Origin of the sequence: Candidatus Frackibacter sp. WG13 (genome assembly GCF_900114655.1) — a bacterium.
GTDB lineage: Bacteria > Bacillota > Halanaerobiia > Halobacteroidales > Acetohalobiaceae > Frackibacter.
Genome location: NZ_FOTT01000010.1, coordinates 45,202 through 66,928, shown reverse-complemented (window position 1 = coordinate 66,928; position 21,727 = coordinate 45,202). Strand labels below are relative to the sequence as shown.

Genomic DNA, 21,727 nt, shown 5'->3' with positions numbered 1-21,727 from the left:
GGCGCAGGTTTTGCTGCGTCTTTAATACTTTATAGTTTTGAGGGAGAGTGAACTACTTGCAACGAAAAGAATACTTTGGATTATCTTTGAGTTTAGTTATAATTATTGCCCTATTAACTTTCATTAATTCTAACTATTTTGCTTTAACTAAGGTAACGGTTAAAGGCAATGGTTTGTTGACTAATGAAGAGATAATTAATTTTACAGGCTTAAATAATGGACAAAATATTTTTCAGATTGATTTTGATAAAGTTAGCAATCGATTGATGCGACAACCACAAATTAAAGGAGTAGTTTTAGAACGTAGATTTCCCTCTACTGTAAGGATTATAGTTGATGAAAGAACTCCTCTGGTAGTTATTCAACAGGGAGGAGATTGCCTATTAGTGAGTAAGGAAGGATGGATTGTAGATAAAAGGAAAGAGCTAACTGATGTTAGCTTGCCTCTTTTAAAAGGATTAGACGTTAAAATTTTAGGTAATAAGATTAAGATGACAAGTTATATAAAGGATTCTCTTCGGTATTTAACTGGTATAGATGAGGTAGTTAATAGAGGGATAACTCAAATTCAGATTGATAATCAAAGGAATATTATATTTTATTTAGGTTCTAGTAAGGTTGAATTTGGACAACCACTTAATATTAATTATAAGGTCAAACTATTTAAGCGTATATATTCTAAACTTAAGAAAGAAGAAAAGAATTTTGATTATGTTAATTTGAAATATTATAATAATCCGGTAATCAAGTTAGAATAAAGAATTTTTTATAAAATTATATTATAAAAAGAGGAAATTAAATATTTGTGTTGAAAATATCATATAAGAGAGACAGATAAATTAATGAACTCATTGTTTTATGTCAATATATGGTCTAATAAGACGATAATTAAGGTTTGATAAGAAGGGAGGATATTTAGTGACACAGCGCAGAATTGTAGCTGGTTTAGATATCGGTACAACAAAGATATGTGCTATTATAGCTGAGGTTAGTGATAATGAGATTTTAGATATAATTGGTGTAGGGACTAGCCCTTCTGTTGGCTTAAGAAAAGGTGTTGTAGTTGATATAGATGACACTGTTAAGTCTATTGAATCAGCGATTATGAAGGCAGAAAGAATGGCTGGAATTGAGGTAAATTCAGTATATGTAGGTATTGCTGGCTCTCATATTTCATCTATGAATAGTCATGGAGTAGTAGCTATTACTGGTGATGATAAAGAGATTACTTATGAGGATATAGATAGAGTAATAGAAGCTTCAAAGATTGTAGCTATTCCTCCTGAAAGAAAGATTTTGCATGTTTTACCACGAGGCTTTGTTATAGATGGTTGTCAGGATATTAAGCAGCCATTAGGAATGTCAGGAGTAAGGCTAGAGGTAGAGACTCATATAGTTACAGGCTCAATAACTTCAATTGAAAATTTAGTTAAGAGTGTACATAAAGTAGGTATGGATGTTGAAGATGTAGTTTTAGAGCCTTTAGCAGCTAGCCAAGCTGTTTTATCAAATAGTGAGAAGGAGTTAGGAGTGGTATTAGTTGATATCGGTGGTGGTACTACTGATGTAGCTATTTTTAAGGAAGGTAGTATTTGGTATACTGCTGTTTTACCAGTTGGTGGTGACCATATTACTAGTGATATTGCTGTAGGTCTTAGAACTCCAATTACTAGTGCAGAGAAGATTAAGATTAGGTCTGGTTGTGCATTGGCGGATATGGTAGATGAAGCTGAGGAGATTGAGGTCTTAACTACAAGTGGTAAAGATACAAGACATATTTCACGAAAAATGCTTTGTGAAATTATAGAACCACGGGTAGATGAGATATTTAGTTTAGTTCAACAGGAGATCGAAAAATCTGGTTATGATGGTTTAATTCCTGCGGGAGCAGTAATTACTGGTGGGGCTTCTTTGATGAAAGGGCTTCCTGAATTGGCTTCAGAAAAATTAGATTTACCTGTTCGAAGAGGGGTTCCAGAAAAGACAAATGATTTGGCTGATTTTATTGATGATAATATATATTTAGTTGGCGAACAAGAAGCCAATATATCTGAGGATAGTACTGCTATGTTTGCAACCGGCATTGGCTTAGTATGTTATGGTAGTCAGCAGGAATATGAGGAGCCTATAGTAGTGCAGGAAGAGAACGAGGGGATGGATAATTTATTGAATAAAGTTAAAAATTGGTTTGAGGATGTTTTTTAATCTGATAGACGAGGGGGTATTTTACCATGTTTGAGTTTAGTGCAGAAACAGAACAGTTTGCTGATATAAAAGTTGTTGGTGTTGGTGGTGGAGGAAATAATGCTGTTAATCGTATGATAGAATCTGATTTACAGGGTGTAGAATTTATATCTATTAATACTGATGCTCAAGCATTAGTTTCTTCGGAAGCAAATATGACATTACAGATTGGTGAAAAGTTGACTAAAGGCTTAGGAGCAGGAGCTGACCCTAAGATTGGTGAAGAAGCTGCAGAAGAGAGTCGTGAAATGATTGCTGAGACCTTAAGAGGATCTGATATGGTATTTATTACTGCTGGTATGGGAGGCGGCACAGGAACTGGAGCTGCTCCTGTAGTAGCTGAAGTAGCAAAAGAATCTGGGGCTTTGACAGTAGGAGTTGTAACTAAGCCGTTTACTGTTGAAGGTAGACAGAGAATGGAAAAGGCTGAATACGGTGTTGAAAATTTAAAAGAGAAAGTGGATACTTTAATTATTATTCCTAATGATAGATTATTAGAGGTTGTTGAAAAGCAGACATCTTTAATGGAGGCCTTTCAGATTGCGGATGATGTTTTGAGACAGGGAGTACAAGGTATTTCTGATTTAATTACTATTACTGGTTTAATCAATCTAGACTTTGCTGATGTTAAGACAATTATGACTGATGCTGGTTCAGCTTTAATGGGAATCGGTACTGCAAGCGGAGAAGATAGAGCGATAGAAGCAGCTAAACAAGCAATTGCTTCACCATTACTTGAAGCTTCCATTGATGGAGCCAAGGGAGTGTTATTGAATATTACTGGTGGTGCTGATTTAGGTTTGCATGAGGCTAATGAAGCTGTTAAAGTAGTTTCGGAAGTGGCAGACTCTAATGCTAATATTATACTTGGCGCAGTAGTTGATGAAGAGATAGAAGAAGGTGCGGTAAAAGTTACTGTAATTGCTACTGGTTTTGACCAGGTTAAAAAAGAAAAGCCTAAAGTTCAAGAAGAAAGTTCAAAAAAAGAAGATAATGATTACCGTGATGATGTTGATAATATTAAATCATTTGCTAATGATGATTTGGATATACCTACTTTTTTACGGAGAAATAAAGGATGATTTATTAAGTCTCGATTCCCAAGGGGGATCGAGATTTTTCATTTTCGGCAAGGAATGACAAAAAGAATGTAAAAAATATAAATAGGTAAATTATTGCTAATAACCTCTAAAAAGATTACAAAAATTAAAAATTAAATTTGGCAGGTGATTTTTTCTTGAGAATCTAATATATATATAATAGAGGAGTAAAGTTAAATGGAATTAACTATTTATTGGGATGTATTACTTATAATTAATTTAGTAATGAATTATCTACTTTTATGGACTACTGGACGTTTAGTAAATATTGATTATAAAATTTGGCGTTTGATTTTAAGTGCAGCGGTTGGGACGGCATATACTATTTTAATGTTATTTCCCCAATTGCAGAATTGGAATAATATAATTATTTATTTCTTAATATCTATCTTAATGGTTATTATAGCTTATTTTCCACTACGAATAAGGCGATTTATTCAGGCATTAGGATATTTCTATCTAATTACATTTTTAGCTGCTGGAATATTAATGGCAGGTTATAATTTGAATTTGCAGTCACAATTTACAGAACTAAATGAAGGCTTTAATCTTTCGATACAGGATACTTGGATATTTTTAATAGGTATTATATTCTTAGGGGTTTTAGGAAAATTTAGTTGGCGTTTATTTCAAGGGCAAGTTTCGATGGACAATTTTTTAACTTCATTAATTATTAAGTTTGATGATGAAGAACTAGAAGTTAATGCATATGTTGATACTGGAAATCAGTTAAGAGATCCATTAACCAATCTTCCTGTAATAATTATAGAATTAGAACTACTATTAGAAATACTACCAAAGAAAATTCGAAAAATTTTTACAAATTATGATTTAAAATTACAAATTGAAGAAGTAGCTACAGTTTTAAGTGAGACTACTTGGGCTAATAGGTTTAGGCTTATTCCATTTTCAGTTGTAGGTAGTCAGAATGAATTAATGATTGGCTTGAAACCGGACAAAGTTATACTATATTATCAAGAAGAGAAGTTAGTAACTGATCACGTAATCCTTGGGGTCTATGACCAACCGCTTGATCAAGATGCAGATTATAATGCTTTAGTTAATCCAGGATTAATTAATACTATAAGATAGTCAGTATCTTTTAAAAGTCAGTGCATTAAAAGGGGGGCTAGATTTGTTAAGTTTGGTCAGGAGGTTTAAGTTGTTTGTTAGGATTCAGTATGTTAGGTTGTTACAGAAGTTAGGGACTTATGTAGCCAGGAATGTCTTTTATGTAGGGAGTAGTGAAGCATTGCCACCGCCTTTATCTAATGAAGAAGAGAGTTATTTGCTTTCTAAGTTAGAAGATGGTGATCAGGCTGTTAGGAGTGTCCTAATTGAACGGAATTTAAGGTTAGTGGTCTATATTGCACGTAAATTTGAGAATACAGGAATAGATATTGAAGACTTAGTTTCTATAGGGACAATTGGCTTGATTAAAGCAGTTAATACATTTGATGTAAGTAAGAAGATTAAGTTGGCTACTTATGCTTCACGCTGTATTGAAAATGAAATTTTAATGTACTTAAGGAGGAATAATAAGAAACGATCAGAAGTGTCATTCGATGAGCCTTTAAATATTGATTGGGACGGAAATGAGTTAAAATTATCCGATGTATTAGGTACAGAAATGGATCTGATTTATAAGTACATAGAAGAAGATGTTGATAGAGAGTTATTAGTGCAAGCTATGGAAGTTTTAACAGAACGTGAAAGAAAGATTATGATCTTGAGATTTGGTTTAAGTGAGGGCAAAGAAGAGATGACGCAAAAAGAAGTTGCTGATATTTTAGGAATTTCTCAATCATATATTTCACGTTTAGAAAAGCGAATTATTAAAAAATTACAAGGGGAAATTGCTAAGATGCAGGTATAATTAAAGCTTTTAATAAAATTAATTAATAAAGTATCTATAGGGGAATCTATAATAAGGGGGAAGATAATGTGAAGTTATCTAGGAGTCAAATCTGCACAACTACAGAAATATTAAAAGAAATCTTTTCAATGCCGGAGCGACTAATTTATAATATGCCAGAGAAAGAACGCTATAATAAGATATATGATTATTTAACTCAATTAGTCAAAGAAGAAAAGGCATCTTCAATTGGTGAGATGAATATGAATGGTCAACACTATTATGGTTTTGAGTTTGAAGATTTTTTATATATAATTCCCAAAACATTTCTTATACAAGAGGAAGAAAAGAATAGTATTAAGCTAGATGAAAAAGTAGTAGTACCTTTTAGAAAAGCAAATTAATTTTTAATTTTAAGCAGGAGTTTTTAAGTCAGTGTTGAAATAAGTATATGGAATATAAAAGTTAATATTTATTAAATAGGTGATTTGCTGGTTAAGGAGGAAAACTTTTTAATTAGCAGATTTAAAAGGGAAGTCTGGATGAGATGTGCTAATTTATTCTCGTTACAGCGCGGTCCCGCCACTGTAAGCAATAAAAGACTACTTTAATTATACCACCTGGTTATCGATTAAAAATAACTAGGGAAGGTGAAGCAAAGTCTGTTGTGAGCCAGGAAACCTGCCTGTTTAATCGCTAAATCTTGTCTTTCGCGGAATGAAGATAAGTTATAGTAGTGGGTGATGGCAAAGTCCACGACCTCTTAAGGGGGGTCGTGGACTTTTTTGTATTTATAACTAATTTTTAAGGAGGAAGGATACATGACTCAATTAATTAAAGCTAAAGCTGGGAAAATAACACCAGCGATGAAGTTTGTTGCGGAGAATGAAGGAGTAAGACCAGAAGTGATTAGAAGCGAAGTGGAAGCAGGAAGGATAGTAATTCCTAAGAATAAGCAGAGAAAGGTGAAGTTTAGTCAAGGATTTGGGAAAGGATTGAGGACGAAAGTTAATACTAGTGTAGGACTTTATAGAGATTATACTGATATTCAAACTGAATTAAAGAAAGTTAATTTAGCGGTAAGCTTAGGTACTGATGCAGTTATGGATTTAAGTAAGGATGGGGATATCGATAGTGCTCGAAGAGAGGTGTTAAAGGCAACAGAACTACCAGTAGGAACACTACCTATTTATCAGGCAGCTAAGGAGAGTCAAGAGAAGACAGAATCAATCTTAAATATGACAGTTGATGATATATTTAAAATAGTAGAAAAACAAGCGGAAGATGGAGTAGACTTTATGGGAATTCACGCTGGGTTGAGGTTAGAAGTATTGGAAAGATTGAAATTTGAAGGGCGAGTTGAAGGTTTAGTCAGTCATGGAGGCCAAATATTAGCCGGGTGGATGTTGCATAATCAACAGGAGAACCCATTTTATAAAGAGTATGATCGTTTATTAGAGATTGCTAAGAGGTATGATGTTACACTTAGTTTAGCTGATACTTTTCGTCCAGGAGCAATATCTGATTCTTTAGATAGAGCTCAAATTCAGGAGTTAATTATTTTAGGTGAGTTAGTGGATCAAGGAAGAGATTACGGTGTACAGATGATGGTAAAAGGGCCTGGTCATGTACCTTTAGACCAGATTAAGAGTACAATTCAGTTACAAAAAGAACTCTGTCATGACGCTCCTTACTTTGTATTTGGTCCGTTAGTAACTGATTTAGCGACAGGAGAAGATGATATTAATTCAGCGATAGGAGGAGCTTTTGCTGCGGCAGCTGGCGCAGACTTTTTATGTTACGTAACTCCGGTGGAACATCTTGATTTTCCGACCGAAGAGGATATCAGGGACGGGGTTATGGCTGCTAAGATTGCTGCACAGGTTGGGGATCTATCTAAAGGACGGGAAGAGGCTTGGAGAAAAGAAGAAAAGATGGCTAAGGCAAGAAAAGAGTTAAATTGGGAAGCAGAAATAAATCTATCTTTAAATCCTGAGAATGCCAAACAAGTAAGAGAAGGAAGAAATCCTGCCGGAAGTGATGGATGTGCGATGTGCGGTGAATATTGTGCAATTAAGGTTGTTGATGGGTATTTAAATTAAGGTTAAGGCTGAGGTTGAGACTAAGGCTAAGGCTGAGGTTCTTATCAATTGAATTTAATTAAAGGGAGGAAGAATTTATGACACAAATGATTAAAGCTCAAGAAGGGATTATTACAGAAGAAATGTTAGAGGTGGCTAATACGGAAGAAGTATCGGCAGAGGTTATTAGAGAAGGGGTTGCTAAAGGAGAGATAGTAATTCCTGCTAATATAAATCGTAAAGATAGAGGTTATGTAGCTATTGGAACAGGATTAAGAACAAAGGTGAATGCAAGTATTGGCGCTTCTAAAGATTATCCAGATATGGAGAGGGAGAAAGAGAAGTTGCAAGCTGCTTTGGATGCTGGGGCTGATGCTATTATGGATCTGAGTACTGGTGGGAATATAGATCAGATTAGAATAAATACTTTAGAAATAGCCGATGTACCAGTAGGCACTGTACCGATCTATCAAGCAGGAATTAAGAGTATTGATAAGTATGGATCAGTAGTGGAGATGGAAGCAGAGGATATCTTTGATGAAATCGAAAGACAGGCAGAAGCAGGGGTAGACTTTATGGCAATTCATTGTGGAATGACATTAGAAGTTTTAGAGAGATTAAAGAATGAGGGAAGAGTTACTGACGTAGTGAGTCGTGGTGGTGGATTTTTAACCGGGTGGATGCTTCATCATCAAAAGGAAAATCCACTTTATACTCAATATGATCGAGTTTTAGAGATTGCAAAGAAACATGATGTGACTTTGAGTTTAGGTGATGGAATTAGACCTGGAGCAGTAGTTGATTCTTTAGACCGAGCTCAGGTACAAGGATTATTAGTTACTGGTGAATTAGTACAGAGGGCTAGAGAAGCTGGGGTACAGGCTATGGTGGAAGGACCAGGACATGTTCCGTTAGACCATATAGAGACAACAATTCAAGTACAGAAAGAATTATGTCATGATGCTCCGTTCTTTGTTTTGGGAATGTTAGTAACTGATATAGCAGCTGGTTATGATCATATAGTGGCAGCAATTGGAGGAGCAAAAGCTACTTGGGCAGGAGCTGATTTTGTCTGTTATGTTACACCAGCGGAACACTTAGGATTACCTGCTAAAGAAGATATTAAACAGGGAGTGATTGCAGCGAGGATGGCTACTCATGCTGGAGATATAGCTAAATATGGATCAAAAGCTAGTAAGCTAGATACTAAAATGGCAGAAGCTCGGGTTAAAGAAGATTGGCAGGAACAGGCTAAGTTAGCAATTAATCAAGAGAAAGTGTTAGCTAAGAGTAAGGGAGTGAAGAAGGAAGAGACTAGGGTCATGGATGAAAAGGCTGAGCCGATGGAATTGGTTGCTAATTATTTGCAGGGGTAGTTATGAGTGACAAGTGACTAGTGACAAGTGACTAGTGACAAGTGACAAGTGACTAGTGACAAGTGACTAGTGACAAGTGACTAGTGACAAGTGATTAGTGATAAGTGATTAGTTATAAGGTAAAATAATTAGCAAGATATCTTTAATAATATTACTAATAATACAAAATTACAAGGAGATGATTATAGTGGAATTATTAAAAGAAACTATAGCAGGAATTGATAATTTAGATGAAGAAAAGATGGAGGAAGCACAAGCGAGATTAGATAGTTTAACTAAACCGCCAGGGAGTTTAGGTAAGTTAGAAGAGATTGCAGTTAAGTTAGCTGGGATTGGTAGAGATGTATTTACTAAAGTAGATAAGAAAGCCCATATTGTAATGGCAGGTGATCATGGGGTTGTGGAAGAAGGGGTTAGTACTGTTCCACAAGCAGTAACTACTCAGATGGTTCATAACTTTTTAAACGAGGGAGCAGCAGTCAATGTTTTAGCTAATCAAGTAGGAGTAGAAGTAGTTATAGTAGATATTGGAGTGGCTAATGATATAGAGGCGGAAGAATTAGTAGTTAAGAAGATAAAATATGGAACTGATAATTTAGCTCAAGGGGCAGCAATGAGTCGCGAGGAAGCAGTTGCTAGTATTGAAGCAGGAATAGAAGTCGTTCAAGAGTTAATTGATAAAGGAGCTAACTTAATTGGAACTGGGGAGATGGGAATCGGTAATACTACTCCAAGTAGTGCTGTTTTAACGACAATGACAGAGTTATCATTAGATGAAACAGTAGGTTATGGGACAGGTATTAGTAATAAACAATTAAAAAAGAAGAAAGAAGTTATAGCAGAGGCTTTAGAGATAAATCAACCGCAAGCTGATGATGGAATTGATATCTTATCTAAAGTGGGAGGACTAGAGATAGGAGGCATGGCTGGTATTATGCTAGGAGCAGCAGCCAATCGAGTTCCGGTATTAATTGATGGATTGATTTCTGGAGCAGCGGCATTAATAGCTCAGAACCTAGAACCGAAAGTTGTTGATTATCTAATTCCGTCACATAAATCAGTAGAACCAGGTCACATTGAGATCTATCGAATCTTAGGCTTAGAACCGATGTTAGATATGGATATGCGATTAGGGGAAGGAACAGGAGCAGTATTAGGCATGAATTTAGTAGAAGCAGCAACAAGAATTATAAGTGAAATGGCGACGTTGGAGGAAGCACAAGTTGAGGCTAATGAGGCGAAGTAACAAATCAACCACAGCCAGCCTTGATTTATAGGCTGGATGAGGAAGCACAAGTTGAGGCTAATGAACCTCAGGTTTAGGTTAAGGTTGAGGTTAAGACTAAGGCTTTTAATTGTCAATTGTTAATCTTCAATTGAACTTTAAAATAACACTAAGGGGGTAATGAAATAATGAGTTCCAAACTTGATAATACTACAAGAGTTAAGAACAAAGAAGAATTCTGGGAGACTAAGAGATTAGTACGAATGGCTTTGTTTATAGCTATGAGTGGATTAGGTGCTTGGATTACTTTGCCTAGTCCGATTGGGACTGTAGCTTTAGATTCAGCGCCTGGTTACTTTTTGGCTCTTTTTGCTGGTGGAGTTGAGGGTGCTATAGTTTTAGGATTAGGACATTTACTTTCAGCATTTAAGGTAGGTTTTCCTTTAGGACCGATTCATATTTTGATTGGTGTTTTGATGGGGATTTGCGGTTTGATATTTAGGTATTTGAATCAAAAAATAAATTTAGTTATAGCAGCAATTACAGCAATTTTGGTTAATGGGGTAGTAATTAATGTGTTATTAATTCCTTTAGTAGGGATGGGCTTTTTTGTTGGGATGACTCCAGTATTACTACTTGGTTCAGCGGTTAATATCGTGTTAGCTATTGTTGTTTATCGGATGTTAAATTAAATAGATGACAGATTACAGTTAAAAACATTAAAAATAATTAGACACAGACTAACCCAGACAAGGCACAGACTAATGATAACTGATAATTTGCAATTGAAAATTAAAAGATTTTAAGAGCTTGAATAATTATATTCATACTAAAAATATGATTAAGGGTAATACTTAACTGATACTGATTAATATCAATGATGCCTGAAAATAAAAAGTCTTGTGTCAAATATTTTTAATAGTTACTTAAAAATCTCAAATTAAAAGTTTTAAATTATTATTTTAAACTAATGATTTTAATTGACAATTGCACTTCAAATTGATATTGATTATTAATTACTAATGATATATAGAGGTGATAGTAGATGAAGAGGGATATTTCTATAATAGATTTACCAGCAAAACAGAAGATGATTATAGCTTGTGATTCAAGTGGAGGGATTGGTCCTAAGAGCGGTGATAAAGTTGTTGTGCCGGGAGAGATAGTAGGAAGGTTAGGGGTGCGAGTAGCTTTGATGGAGCTTTTGGCTGTTAGAGCTACACCTTTGTCAATAGTTAATACTTTAAGTGTGGAGTATGAACCTACAGGGAAGAAGATTATAGCAGGTATAAAAGATGAACTAGAACAATTAAATTTAGATGCAGATAAAGTGTTAAATGGGAGTACTGAAGAGAATATTCCTACTTCTGAAACTGGAGTAGGGATTACAGTTGTTGGAGTAGTTAGTGAAGAAGATTTAAAACTTGCTAATTCTAGAGCAGGAGATATAATAGCTGCTGTCGGATTGCCTAAAGTGGGAGAAGAGGTTATAGCTGATAAAGATGAAATTGCTAACTTAGAAACTATGCAACAAATATTAACTTTAGATTATATTTACGATATATTACCTGTTGGTTCTAAAGGAGTTAGATATGAAGCTAAATTATTGGCAGAAATGAATAGTTTAAATCTGAATTTAATCAATAGTGATGTTGATATTGATAAGTCTGCTGGACCAGTTACGGTTTTATTAATTACCTTACCTGAGAATAGACTAGATGATTTGAAGCAAAATATCTCTAAACCAGTCAATTTAGTTGGTAAGCTCTACTCGATCTCTTAAATTATTTGCAGGAATTCAGTGATAATATTTAGAATAAAAAAAAGAGTGGGATATTAATTTAAGGATGGGGACGAGAGATGAAGAAATTATTTAATCTAAGTGTTTATAATTTTGATTGGTTTAATAATGACTGGCAAGAAGTAAAAGAGTTTTGTGAAATAAATGGATTGGCTGGGATTGAATTATTATCTAGCGGACTAGAAAATATTGATTTAGATAGTATTCCTCAGGAAATAGTTAAGGCGATGCATCTTTCTTATTATTTAAACTGGGTTTCATTGGAAGGGAATAATAAAAGACAATTAGAAGAAAAAGAAGTAATTAATACTTATCGGAAAGAATTAGAAATGGCTGCTAAGTTAGAAGTAGATTATGTTGTCTTTCATGCTAGCAGTATTAGCATGGGAGAGGTATTTAGTGATGAATTTAGTCATACTAATTTTGATATTTTATCAGCAGTTGCTCAAGTTATAAATAAGGTTACTAAAGGTTTAGATATAGATTTCAAATTATTATTTGAAAATTTATGGTGGAGCGGGCTTACTTTCTTAAACAAAGAGGAAGCAATGGATTTTTTAGATAAATTAGATTATAAAAATGTAGGTTTCTTGTTGGATACAGGTCATTTAATGAATACTAATTTGGAGTTGAATAGTGAGAAAGAAGGCTTAGATTTGTTCTACGGTGTTCATTTACATAAGTCATTATCTCGTTCTTATCGTTTAGAAAATAGAGAAAGACTATATCAAGAATTTGTTAAAAAAGAAGGCTTAGAAGCAAAGGAACAGGTAGCAGGACAATTTATAGCTAATTCTGATCAACACTTACCTTTTAGTGAAATTTCTCCTCAAAGAATATTAGATTTAATCAAACCAGTTTATATAACTCATGAATTTACTGCAACTAAGAAAGGTGAGTTTATTAAGTATTTGCAGATTCAAGATCAAATTTTATAATTATGCAAGAACCTTAATTAAACAAGAATATTCACTAAAGGAGGAGCCAGTTGATGAAACCAAAAGTATTTGTAACTCGTCGCATTCCAGATAAAGGATTAAAGATGTTAGAAGATAAGGTTGATCTTAAAGTTTGGGAAGGAGTGGTTGGACCTAATAAGGAGAGAATTATTGAAGAAGTAGCTGAAATAGATGGATTAATCTCTTTGTTAAGTGACCCAATAGATAGAGAGGTATTGAAAGCAGGAGAAAATCTTAAAGTAGTAAGCAATTATGCAGTTGGTTATGACAATATTGATGTTGATGCTGCTACAGAGCAGGGTATTTATGTTACTAATACCCCTGGGCATTAACTGATACAACTGCTGACTTGGCTTTTTTTAATGGCAACGGCACGGCGAATTGTTGAAGCGGATAAGTATATTAGGGATGGCAATTGGAAAGCATGGGGACCAAAATTATTTTTAGGTCAAGATATAACAAATTGCTGATGATAATCCACTTTTAGAATTAGATAATGTAGTAGTAGCTCCTCATATTGGTAGTGCTAGTATTAGTGCTAGGGAGAAGATGGCAGAAATGGCTGCTCAAAATCTTTTGGCAGGATTAGATGGAAGAAAACCGGATAATTTAGTGAATGAGGAAGTGTTTTAATAAAAAAGGTTGTTACCGTAAAAGGTAGCAGCCTTTTTTATATTTTTATTTTAGAGCAAATTAGGTAAAACTATTTTCATTATTTGGATTTTTTATACTTATAGGCTAATTAATACTTGTTTTTTTATTAAATAAAGACATATTAATAGAAAAATGTTTATGATAAAATTACATTAGTGTTGCTAGTCTGTTGTATTAAGACAATATATTTTACTCCATTTTATAGAGTTATTTTGTTTAGATTTAGAATAGTAAATGTTATATGCTATAGATTTAAAGAGGAATTTATAACTTGTGCTGTAAAATTGTGTATTAAACTAGAATGCTATTCTGTTATTGGCAACTTGTTAAAGTTAGAAGGGGAGTTTAATAATAAGGATAAATATTTCGATGGTTTAGGGTATTTTAATGTTTAAAAGAAAAGGAGATGCTATTATGGGCAACAATTATTGATATTAATAGGGGATACAGTTAAAATTTATAATAGGAAAGGGGGAAGTCAATTGAAGACTATAGTAAAAGATATATTTGAATTTAAAGATGTTGAAGGGTTAAAAGTTATTGCAGGAAAGAGTGGCTTAAATAGAGTAATAAGCGGAGTGCAAATAATAGAAGAGTTGGATTTTGATACTCAATTAGATGAAGAAGATTTTATTATCATAGATGAGAATTTTATAAAAAATGATTCTTTAGAGGTTAAAGACTTAATTACTAAGATAAGTAGAATAAAAGTTGCTGCAATTGGAATTAACTTTGGTGAATCTATAGATGAGCAACAGTTATCAGATGAAGTTTTAGTCATTGCTAATCAAGCTGATTTACCAATTATATCGATACCAAATTATTATATTTTAACAAATTTAATTAATGTAATACTAAGGAAGACTACAAATAAACGTAATGAGGTATTAACAGTACTTGAAAATATATACGAATCTTTTACTCAATTAATTATCAATGAGGCAGGCGTTCAACAGATTATTATTGAATTAAGAGAATTGCTTGATAGACAGGTTGCTTTTTATGATATAACTTTTAACAATTTTTATATGGCTGATACTTCTAATCAATTTATGGAGGATATGGAATTGCTTTCATTAAAGAAAATTGCAAATGCATATCAGTGTTATCCAGTGAAGATAAAAGACGAGATATATGGCTATATAGTTTTAGCGAAAAATAAGAATGAAAAGGATGGCAATAGATATGATAAGGTTATTTTAGAACACGGGAAGATGGCGATAGAGATGGTGATTAGACGAAATATTTCTAATCAATTAAAGGTAGCACAACAGAAATTTTTGATACAAGACTTAATCTTTAATAACTTTAAATCAGAGGAATTTGCAGAAAAGAGGGCTTATTTATGTAATTGGGATATTAAAGAGAGAATGGTTGTTATGGTTTTAAAAATTAAAGATTTGAGAAGCGATCGCCTAGAAGTAAAACAGGAGAGTTCAAATCAGATAGTGAATAAAGTGGATGAAAAGATCATTCTTAATCTTAAAAATATTATTAATGACCAATTTAAAGATAGTATCAGTCTGGATTATAGTAAAAGTATTGTCTTTATTATTAAAACTAATCTAGGTAGACGGAATTTTAGACAAAGATTAGAGGAGCTTATTTACGAAATTAAAACAAGTATTGACGAGCATAATCTTAATTTAATAATAGGGATTGGAAAAATTAAATCTTCAATTGCTAGACTATATGAAAGTTATAACGAAGCAATACAAGTTATTAAATTAAAGCAGCAGGTGGATTTGCAAGATGAAGTTGTCTTTTATGATGACTTAGGTATTTATAAGCTATTGAGATTAATTCATGATAAAGATGAGGTTGAGCAATTTTATAGTTCTTATTTAGGAAACTTAATTAAGTATGACCAAGAGAATGGAACAGAATTATTAAAGAATTTAAGCTGTCTAATCAAAAATGATTGGAATTTAAAGGCTGCGTCGGAGGAACTCTATATTCATTATAATACAATGAAGTATAGGTTTAAGAAGATGGGCAAGATATTAGAATTAGATTTAAAAGACCCAGAAGTTAAATTTAATATTACGTGTGCAATAAAATTATTAAAGATGAATGAAGAATTACTTTTGTTTAAAAAAGCTAAATAATAATTTGTTTTTTGTTCACGGATGACATAGGAATAAAAAGTAAAATGTGATAATATGATGTTATAGATGGTTATTTGACGAAGTAAAATATATTATTCCATAAAAGGGTGATTCTATTAAAAGATAGATGCACAAAACTTTTAGTCTAAGGTAGTAATACTATGACTGAAAAGTTACTGAAAGGAGTGATTAAAAGATTAAGTAGATAATGGCCCCTTATTCCTATGCTTGATTAAGGGGTTGTTTCTTAGTAATAGTGGCTGAGAAACGAATTTTAATTTACTAGTGATACGTTAAGTATGTGAGAGAGAAAATAGATATGGGGTGGATAAAATGGCAAATAATCAGATTGATTTAAAGAAATATATTAAATTAGGAATCGCTTTTAAATTCGTTTTAATTACAGTAGTCGCTTCTTTAATAACACCAATGACGGTTAAAGTTTTAAATAAGCTATTTAAGTTCGATAAATTAGTATTCTTGCAGGGAGTTATTAATACAGTAGTCTTAGCAGTAGTTGTTTTTGTATTTACATATTTTTTAATAATTAAACGCTTAAAAACTATTATCGATATTACTCAAAGGATAAGCCAAGGCGATTTTACAGTTGATAAGATAGAGATTGATAGTCAAGATGAATTAGGTCTATTAGCTAAGTCAATTAATAAGATAGTCTTTGATCTTGGTGAATTATTAGATGATGTACAAGATATTTCAGAGAATAACTCAGAGATTGCCGAGGATTTAGTTGAGATAGCTGACAGAACTAGTAGTATGAATGAAGAGCAAGCAGCTAGTACTGAGGAGTTAAGTGCTACCTTTGAAGAAGTATCGTCTATGTCTCAAGAGACAGCAGCTAGTAGTGAAAATTTGATGGAGCGAACTGATGAAGTTGTAAATGACTCTAATTCTGGTTTAGAGATGTTAAAGGATACTACTGATAAAGTAGAGCATGCTTCAGAGATGATAGCAGATTTGTATGGTGATATTAATTATCTAAATGAGACTATTAAAGAGGTTACGAACTTTACCGAAGTTATTTCTGATATATCGGATCAGACTAATTTATTAGCATTGAATGCAGCAATAGAAGCTGCTCGGGCTGGAGAACATGGACAAGGCTTTGCAGTAGTAGCTGAGGAGATAAGAGAGCTTGCCGAGAAGGCAAATCAATCAGCAGATAAGATTACAAATACGGTTATTAATACCCAAAGACAGAGTGAAAAGACATTGACTAAGGTGGAAGAGAGTGTGGAAAAGATAGATACTAGTAAGGAGCTTATTATGTCCACTGAAGGGCGTTTTGAAAATATTGTTAATAATGTTGATGAAATTTCAGAGAGCATAGATAATATATCTGCTGCTATGGAGGAAGTATCAAGTAGTGTGCAGCAGGGAACAGCTTCTATGGAAGAGATAACTACAGCTATGCAGGAACAAGCATATACAGCGGAAAAGGCATCTGCTTTAGCTGAAAAGTTAGATAAGATATCGGAAAAACTTAATAGGAAATTAGAAAAAGAATTAGAGGTTTAATATTCATTTTTGATCATGATGTATTTATTATTTTCCCAATTTGCTAATTGAAATTGGGGTTTTTTTATTAAAGGAGATAAAGTATAAGTTGCAGAAATGATAGTTGAGGTGGATTAAATATGTTTATTCTACAGAATATTAAATTTAAAGATATTTTAGCAATAGATGAACTAGAGATTCCTAAGGATAAGATATCTTGCTAAAAAAAGTTTAAAAATATAAAGGATTTTTTTAGAAAGTATAGAATATATTATATAGTGTTACTAAATTAATATTTGTGCTAATAAACTTGTTGAGGAGGAGATAACTTTGAAAGCAGATGAAGTTTTAGAAGGGTTAGTTGAAGGCCAAGAAAAATTAAAAGAAGAGATTCTAGACCAGATGGAGAAGTTTAAAGATTTTGCCGATAGTGTTATGGAAGATGGTGCTTTATCGAAAAAAGAGAAAAAATTATAAATAAAAGAAGGATTTTTTTAACAGTTGGAGAATAATATACATACAATATCACAAATATAATTTTCGTGTTATTTTTTTAAAGGTTGCGTGTTACTTTTTGAGAAATGATGTTATGGAAAAGGGGGGACTATTCTGATTAATTCTTATTATACTGGAAAAGTGCTTGCTCCAGAAGATATAGAAGCTGTCTATGGAGTTAGAGTAAGTATTAGAGAACATTTTGGTAGGACATTAGTGGCTCCGGAAGAACCTATTGCTTAAATTTAAAAGAGAGGAGTGGTCAAATTAAAATGAATCAGATTAAATCAATTGGAAGAGTACAGAGTAAATTTAAGGAAGCAGCTTCACCAGAAGAGATGCGAAAAGAAGAAAGCACAATAATTATTGATTCAAAGTATGAAGATGGATTATATAAGATAGAAGATAATGATTATCTGCAAGTGATTTTTTCTTTTCATTTATCCGAAGGCTATGAGTTAATAGCTCCTAGGCGTCATGGCAAAGAAAGGGGAGTTTTTGCCTGTAGGAGTCCAAGACGGCCAAGTTCAATTGGAGTTACCACTGTAGAATTGTTGGAGAGAGATGGAAGAAAATTAAGAGTCAAAGGACTTGATGCTATAGATGGAACTCCTGTAATTGATATAAAGCCCTATGCTAATGTGATGGATACACCTGAATAGTTTTCTAAGGAAACTTTGAAGGTTAATCCTAGAGATGAGATAAATCAATTAATTAAAGCTGGTAATCTAGAATCTTTATTATTAATAGGAAATTTAGATTAGACAAAGATTTAAAATTAAAAACTTTCTTGTAAAAAGAAGGATTTTTTTAACAATTAAAGAATGTATTTAATATGATGTTACAAAGAATAGTTTTGTGTTATTTTTTTAGAATTACAGTGTTACTTTTAAATGAAATAGTATCATAAATTGATTTATATATAACCAAGGAGGAGAAAACATGAAAAAACAAATTCTAGTGTTATTATTAACTTTGGTTTTAGTGGTAGGAATTACAGTTACGGCTTCAGCTCATTTTCAGATGATTTTACCTTCTGATGATATGGTAACGAAACAGGATAATAGGGAAATAACTTTAAACTTATTTTTTACTCATCCAATGTCGGCGGCAGAGGTAATGGATATGGAGCAGCCAAATAAATTTGGAGTAATGCATAAGGGGCGTAAAATAAGTTTATTAAAGGATTTACAAACTCAAGAAATTATGGGCGGTAAAGCTTTTGAAACATCTTATAGAATAAAAGGGTTTGGTGATTATATATTCTATTTAGAACCTGGTCCTTATTGGGAACCACTGGAGAATAAATATATTACTCATTGTACCAAAGTAATAGTCAATTCAATGGCAGTTTCTGATAGTTGGGACCGAGAAATTGGTATGAAGGCAGAAATCGTTCCTTTAACACGACCTTATGGATTATGGACTGGAAATGCATTTAGAGGAATTGTTAAGAAGAATGGGAAGCCTGTTCCATATGCTGAGATTGAGGTAGAATATTTTAATAAAGCTAAATTCCCTTCATTAAGGGAAGATGGTAATAAAAGTGTAAGAATACCAAATGCTAATTTCATTACTCAAGTTATTAAAGCGGATAAGAACGGAGTCTTCTCTTATACTATGCCTAAGGAAGGCTGGTGGGGATTTGCTGCCTTGATGGAAGGAGAAAAAATCAATGGTAAAGATCATGAACTAGGAGCTTTGATGTGGGTAAAAACTTATGATATGAAGTAAGTTAATTATTTATTGAGGAGATATTGGAAGAGTATTAAAAATCTCTTCTATTACTTCTTGATATATAAATGAGATATAAATCTATTTAAAAAGGTGTGGTTTTATGCATATTTCAGAAGGGGTGCTTTCTGCTCCGGTTTTGGTTTCTGGTGGAGTCGGAACAGTAGTAGGAATGACTATAGGTTTGAAGCAGATGGAGGATAAAGACATACCTAAAACGGCCATAATTTCGGCTGCTCTATTTGTAGCTTCACTTATTCATCTGCCTGTAGGACCAACTAATATACATTTGATTTTAAATGGAATTGCTGGAATTCTATTAGGTTGGCGAGCATTTCCTGCTTTCTTTATAGCTTTCTTTCTCCAGGGAATACTTTTTCAGTTTGGAGGAGTCACTACTTTAGGGGTAAATGTAATTATTATGGCGTTACCTGCTGTTATCTGTTATTATTTATTTAAAATTTTATTTAAGGTTATTAACGATGAAAATTTAGTTAGTCTAGGGATTATTACCTTTGTTTGTGGATTTTTAGCTGTCTTTTTAGCGGCGTTATTAATGGCTGTGGCATTAGTATTTACTGAAGAAGCCTTTTTAGAAGTTGCTAAGGTTGCTATTATATCCGAAGCTCCGTTGATGATTGTGGAAGGAATTGTAAGTGCATTTTGTTTAGTTTTCATTAAAAAGGTTAAACCAGAGATTTTGAAAGGAAGGTAAGAGATATGAAAAATTATAAGGTTGCTACCTCGTTTAGATTATTATTAATAATTCTACTAATGACTACTTTGTTGGCTGTGCCTGCTTATGCTCATCGGGTGGTGACTTATGCATATGTTAGTGGAGAAAGTATAGTAGTTGAAACCGCTTTTGGTAATGGAAGCCCGTTTGGAGGAGCAATGGTAAAGGTTTATGGCTCTGAAGGGGAATTATTAAAAAAAGGAAAGACTAACAAAAAAGGAATATATAAATTTAAGATTCCTCAAAAGTCAGATTTAAAAATTGTAGTGGGTGGTGAACTAGGACATCAAGGTAAATATACTATAAAGGAAGAAGAGCTTCCTAGTGTATCTAATCAAAATTCTAGGAAAAACGAACTATCTATTGATAAAAATTCATCTATGGCTGAATCTGATATAGATACAGATAAAATTAATCAAACAGAGGATAAAATTAGGCAGAGTAGTAAAGATAAACTTATTGCCCAAGAAGAGGTTCGCTCTATTCTTAAAGAGGAGTTAAGTAAACAGATAGCACCTTTAAATAGAAAGATAACTCAATTGCAGATAAAGAAGGGGCCTGGTATGACTGAGGTTATAGGAGGAATCGGTTATATTTTTGGTTTAATGGGGATTGCTTTTTATTTTAAATCTAAGGGGGAGTAGATATTATGTTTAATGAAAAGTTTGCTATGGGTTCTAGTTGGGTTCACGATTTAGACCCTCGCTTAAAAATCATAATGGCTATCTTATTGGCTGTGATTACTGCAGTAGGCAATAATATATTGATGTTATTACAGATCTTCTTTTTAGCTTGTTTCTTCTTGGTCTCTGCTAAACTGGATTTAAAACAAGTTTTAAAACGATTATTAGTTATTAATACTTTTATCTTCTTTATGTGGTTATTTATCCCGTTTACCTATCCAGGAGATAGTCTATTTCAAATAGGTCCTCTAAGTGCGTCTTGGGCAGGAATTATATACGCTACTAAGATAACAATTAGGTCGAATACAATTATGATTGCGGTTATTTCTTTATTATCTACTTCCACTATATCTTCACTTATGCATGCTATGAAGTGTCTGTATGTGCCTGAAAAGCTTATTTATCTATTCTTCTTTGTTTATCGTTATCTTTACGTAATAAGTGATGAGTTCAATAGTCTTCATAATTCGATGAAAGTTAGAGGGTTTAAACCAGAAACGAGCTTACATTGTTATAAAAATTATGCCTATTTAGTAGGGATGCTAATTATAAAAAGTTATGAACGGTCAATAAGAGTTTATAGAGCGATGTTAGCCCGTGGATTTAAAGGAAAAATATATATAAATGATGAATTTAAAGTAATTCCTCGGGATATAGTAATTTTTGCTTGTACTTTAGCTTGTTTAAGCTGGTTTGTTATTTTAGAACAAGGAATTATTTTGATGTAAACAGAGTTTGTGGTTAGTTTTTTTACTCACAAGGAAGGAGTTTGTAAAAGTTATAAAGAATAATATAGGTGAAGTGTAATAAAATGTTATAAAGCATTATTGTTGATTATTAAAAATTAAATAACGTTAATGATTAGGTGCCTTTAACTACGGTTAAAGGAGAATAGGGAATCAGGTGTAAGACCTGAACGGGCCCGCCACTGTAACCGGTGAAGTGCAATTTACAATTAAAAGTCAAAAGTTAACAGTCAAAAGATAATTAATTGTTAATTGCTAGAGGATGAGAAGACCACTTGGATATTTTAAGTATTCAGGGAAGGTGAAGTCCTTACAACCGGAAGTCAGGAGACCTGCCTAGTCATTAACCTACTATATCTTCGATGGCAAGGAAGGTAGGTGATTAGTGTGGTTTGGAGCTAATTAACCTCAATCT

At 33.1% G+C, this 21,727-nt stretch carries 21 protein-coding genes and 3 riboswitches; all 21 genes read left to right on the top strand.

The window, feature by feature from the left end; genetic code table 11:
- Window positions 1–56: 56 nt before the first annotated feature.
- The 21 genes from BM077_RS06865 (at window position 57) to cbiQ (ending at window position 21,294) form a co-directional block, all read left to right on the top strand.
- Window positions 57–758, top strand: a complete 702-nt coding sequence (locus BM077_RS06865; RefSeq protein ID WP_176941637.1) for a cell division protein FtsQ/DivIB — start codon at window positions 57–59, stop codon at window positions 756–758.
- Between the two features lie 160 nt (window positions 759–918).
- Window positions 919–2,205, top strand: a complete 1,287-nt coding sequence (ftsA, locus tag BM077_RS06860; RefSeq protein WP_090003454.1) for a cell division protein FtsA — start codon at window positions 919–921, stop codon at window positions 2,203–2,205.
- A gap of 26 nt (window positions 2,206–2,231) precedes the next feature.
- Window positions 2,232–3,326, top strand: coding sequence for a cell division protein FtsZ (gene ftsZ / locus BM077_RS06855; protein ID WP_089748629.1), 1,095 nt, complete (start codon window positions 2,232–2,234; stop codon window positions 3,324–3,326).
- 195 nt (window positions 3,327–3,521) lie between these two features.
- Window positions 3,522–4,436, top strand: a complete 915-nt coding sequence (gene spoIIGA / locus BM077_RS06850) for a sigma-E processing peptidase SpoIIGA (RefSeq protein WP_089748628.1) — start codon at window positions 3,522–3,524, stop codon at window positions 4,434–4,436.
- A gap of 52 nt (window positions 4,437–4,488) precedes the next feature.
- Window positions 4,489–5,220: an RNA polymerase sporulation sigma factor SigE gene (gene sigE, locus BM077_RS06845; protein ID WP_089748654.1), complete on the top strand. Its 732-nt coding sequence runs from the start codon at window positions 4,489–4,491 to the stop codon at window positions 5,218–5,220.
- Window positions 5,221–5,288: 68 nt separating this feature from the next.
- On the top strand, window positions 5,289–5,603 hold the full coding sequence (locus BM077_RS06840; protein ID WP_089748627.1) for a hypothetical protein: 315 nt from the start codon (window positions 5,289–5,291) through the stop codon (window positions 5,601–5,603).
- 60 nt (window positions 5,604–5,663) lie between these two features.
- Window positions 5,664–5,902: riboswitch (cobalamin riboswitch) on the top strand.
- A 118-nt stretch (window positions 5,903–6,020) separates the two neighbouring features.
- Window positions 6,021–7,301, top strand: coding sequence for a phosphomethylpyrimidine synthase ThiC (gene thiC, locus BM077_RS06835; protein ID WP_089748626.1), 1,281 nt, complete (start codon window positions 6,021–6,023; stop codon window positions 7,299–7,301).
- Window positions 7,302–7,378: 77 nt separating this feature from the next.
- Complete coding sequence (thiC, locus tag BM077_RS06830) at window positions 7,379–8,656, top strand: phosphomethylpyrimidine synthase ThiC (protein WP_089748625.1); 1,278 nt, start codon at window positions 7,379–7,381, stop codon at window positions 8,654–8,656.
- A gap of 178 nt (window positions 8,657–8,834) precedes the next feature.
- Window positions 8,835–9,902, top strand: a complete 1,068-nt coding sequence (gene cobT, locus BM077_RS06825; RefSeq protein ID WP_255361563.1) for a nicotinate-nucleotide--dimethylbenzimidazole phosphoribosyltransferase — start codon at window positions 8,835–8,837, stop codon at window positions 9,900–9,902.
- Window positions 9,903–10,069: 167 nt separating this feature from the next.
- Complete coding sequence (locus BM077_RS06820; RefSeq protein WP_089748623.1) at window positions 10,070–10,573, top strand: ECF transporter S component; 504 nt, start codon at window positions 10,070–10,072, stop codon at window positions 10,571–10,573.
- A 353-nt stretch (window positions 10,574–10,926) separates the two neighbouring features.
- Window positions 10,927–11,664 carry an AIR synthase related protein gene (locus tag BM077_RS06815; RefSeq protein WP_089748622.1) on the top strand — a complete coding sequence of 246 codons (738 nt, stop codon included), beginning with the start codon at window positions 10,927–10,929 and terminating at the stop codon, window positions 11,662–11,664.
- A 77-nt stretch (window positions 11,665–11,741) separates the two neighbouring features.
- Window positions 11,742–12,620, top strand: a complete 879-nt coding sequence (locus BM077_RS06810) for a sugar phosphate isomerase/epimerase family protein (protein ID WP_089748621.1) — start codon at window positions 11,742–11,744, stop codon at window positions 12,618–12,620.
- A 53-nt stretch (window positions 12,621–12,673) separates the two neighbouring features.
- The gene (locus tag BM077_RS14005) at window positions 12,674–12,973 is read left to right on the top strand and encodes a Rossmann-fold NAD(P)-binding domain-containing protein (RefSeq protein WP_255361562.1); all 300 of its coding nucleotides are present in this window, start codon (window positions 12,674–12,676) and stop codon (window positions 12,971–12,973) included.
- An 804-nt stretch (window positions 12,974–13,777) separates the two neighbouring features.
- Window positions 13,778–15,403 (top strand): PucR family transcriptional regulator, encoded by a 1,626-nt coding sequence (locus BM077_RS06800; RefSeq protein ID WP_177175532.1) that lies wholly within the window; start codon window positions 13,778–13,780, stop codon window positions 15,401–15,403.
- 96 nt (window positions 15,404–15,499) lie between these two features.
- A riboswitch (cyclic di-GMP riboswitch) is annotated at window positions 15,500–15,584 on the top strand.
- A 152-nt stretch (window positions 15,585–15,736) separates the two neighbouring features.
- Window positions 15,737–16,939, top strand: a complete 1,203-nt coding sequence (locus tag BM077_RS06795; RefSeq protein ID WP_089748618.1) for a methyl-accepting chemotaxis protein — start codon at window positions 15,737–15,739, stop codon at window positions 16,937–16,939.
- Window positions 16,940–17,248: 309 nt separating this feature from the next.
- A complete protein-coding gene (locus tag BM077_RS13705; RefSeq protein ID WP_176941636.1) occupies window positions 17,249–17,395 on the top strand; it encodes a hypothetical protein in 147 nt (48 codons plus the stop codon).
- A gap of 290 nt (window positions 17,396–17,685) precedes the next feature.
- A complete protein-coding gene (tsaA, locus tag BM077_RS06790) occupies window positions 17,686–18,075 on the top strand; it encodes a tRNA (N6-threonylcarbamoyladenosine(37)-N6)-methyltransferase TrmO (RefSeq protein ID WP_089748617.1) in 390 nt (129 codons plus the stop codon).
- A gap of 280 nt (window positions 18,076–18,355) precedes the next feature.
- Entirely contained in the window at window positions 18,356–19,147 is a 792-nt protein-coding gene (locus tag BM077_RS06785; RefSeq protein WP_089748616.1) for a DUF4198 domain-containing protein, read from the top strand.
- A gap of 103 nt (window positions 19,148–19,250) precedes the next feature.
- The gene (cbiM, locus tag BM077_RS06780; RefSeq protein WP_089748615.1) at window positions 19,251–19,862 is read left to right on the top strand and encodes a cobalt transporter CbiM; all 612 of its coding nucleotides are present in this window, start codon (window positions 19,251–19,253) and stop codon (window positions 19,860–19,862) included.
- Between the two features lie 5 nt (window positions 19,863–19,867).
- Window positions 19,868–20,527: a hypothetical protein gene (locus BM077_RS06775; protein WP_089748614.1), complete on the top strand. Its 660-nt coding sequence runs from the start codon at window positions 19,868–19,870 to the stop codon at window positions 20,525–20,527.
- 5 nt (window positions 20,528–20,532) lie between these two features.
- Entirely contained in the window at window positions 20,533–21,294 is a 762-nt protein-coding gene (cbiQ, locus tag BM077_RS06770) for a cobalt ECF transporter T component CbiQ (protein ID WP_089748613.1), read from the top strand.
- Between the two features lie 118 nt (window positions 21,295–21,412).
- Window positions 21,413–21,666, top strand: a riboswitch (cobalamin riboswitch).
- Window positions 21,667–21,727 lie beyond the last annotated feature (61 nt).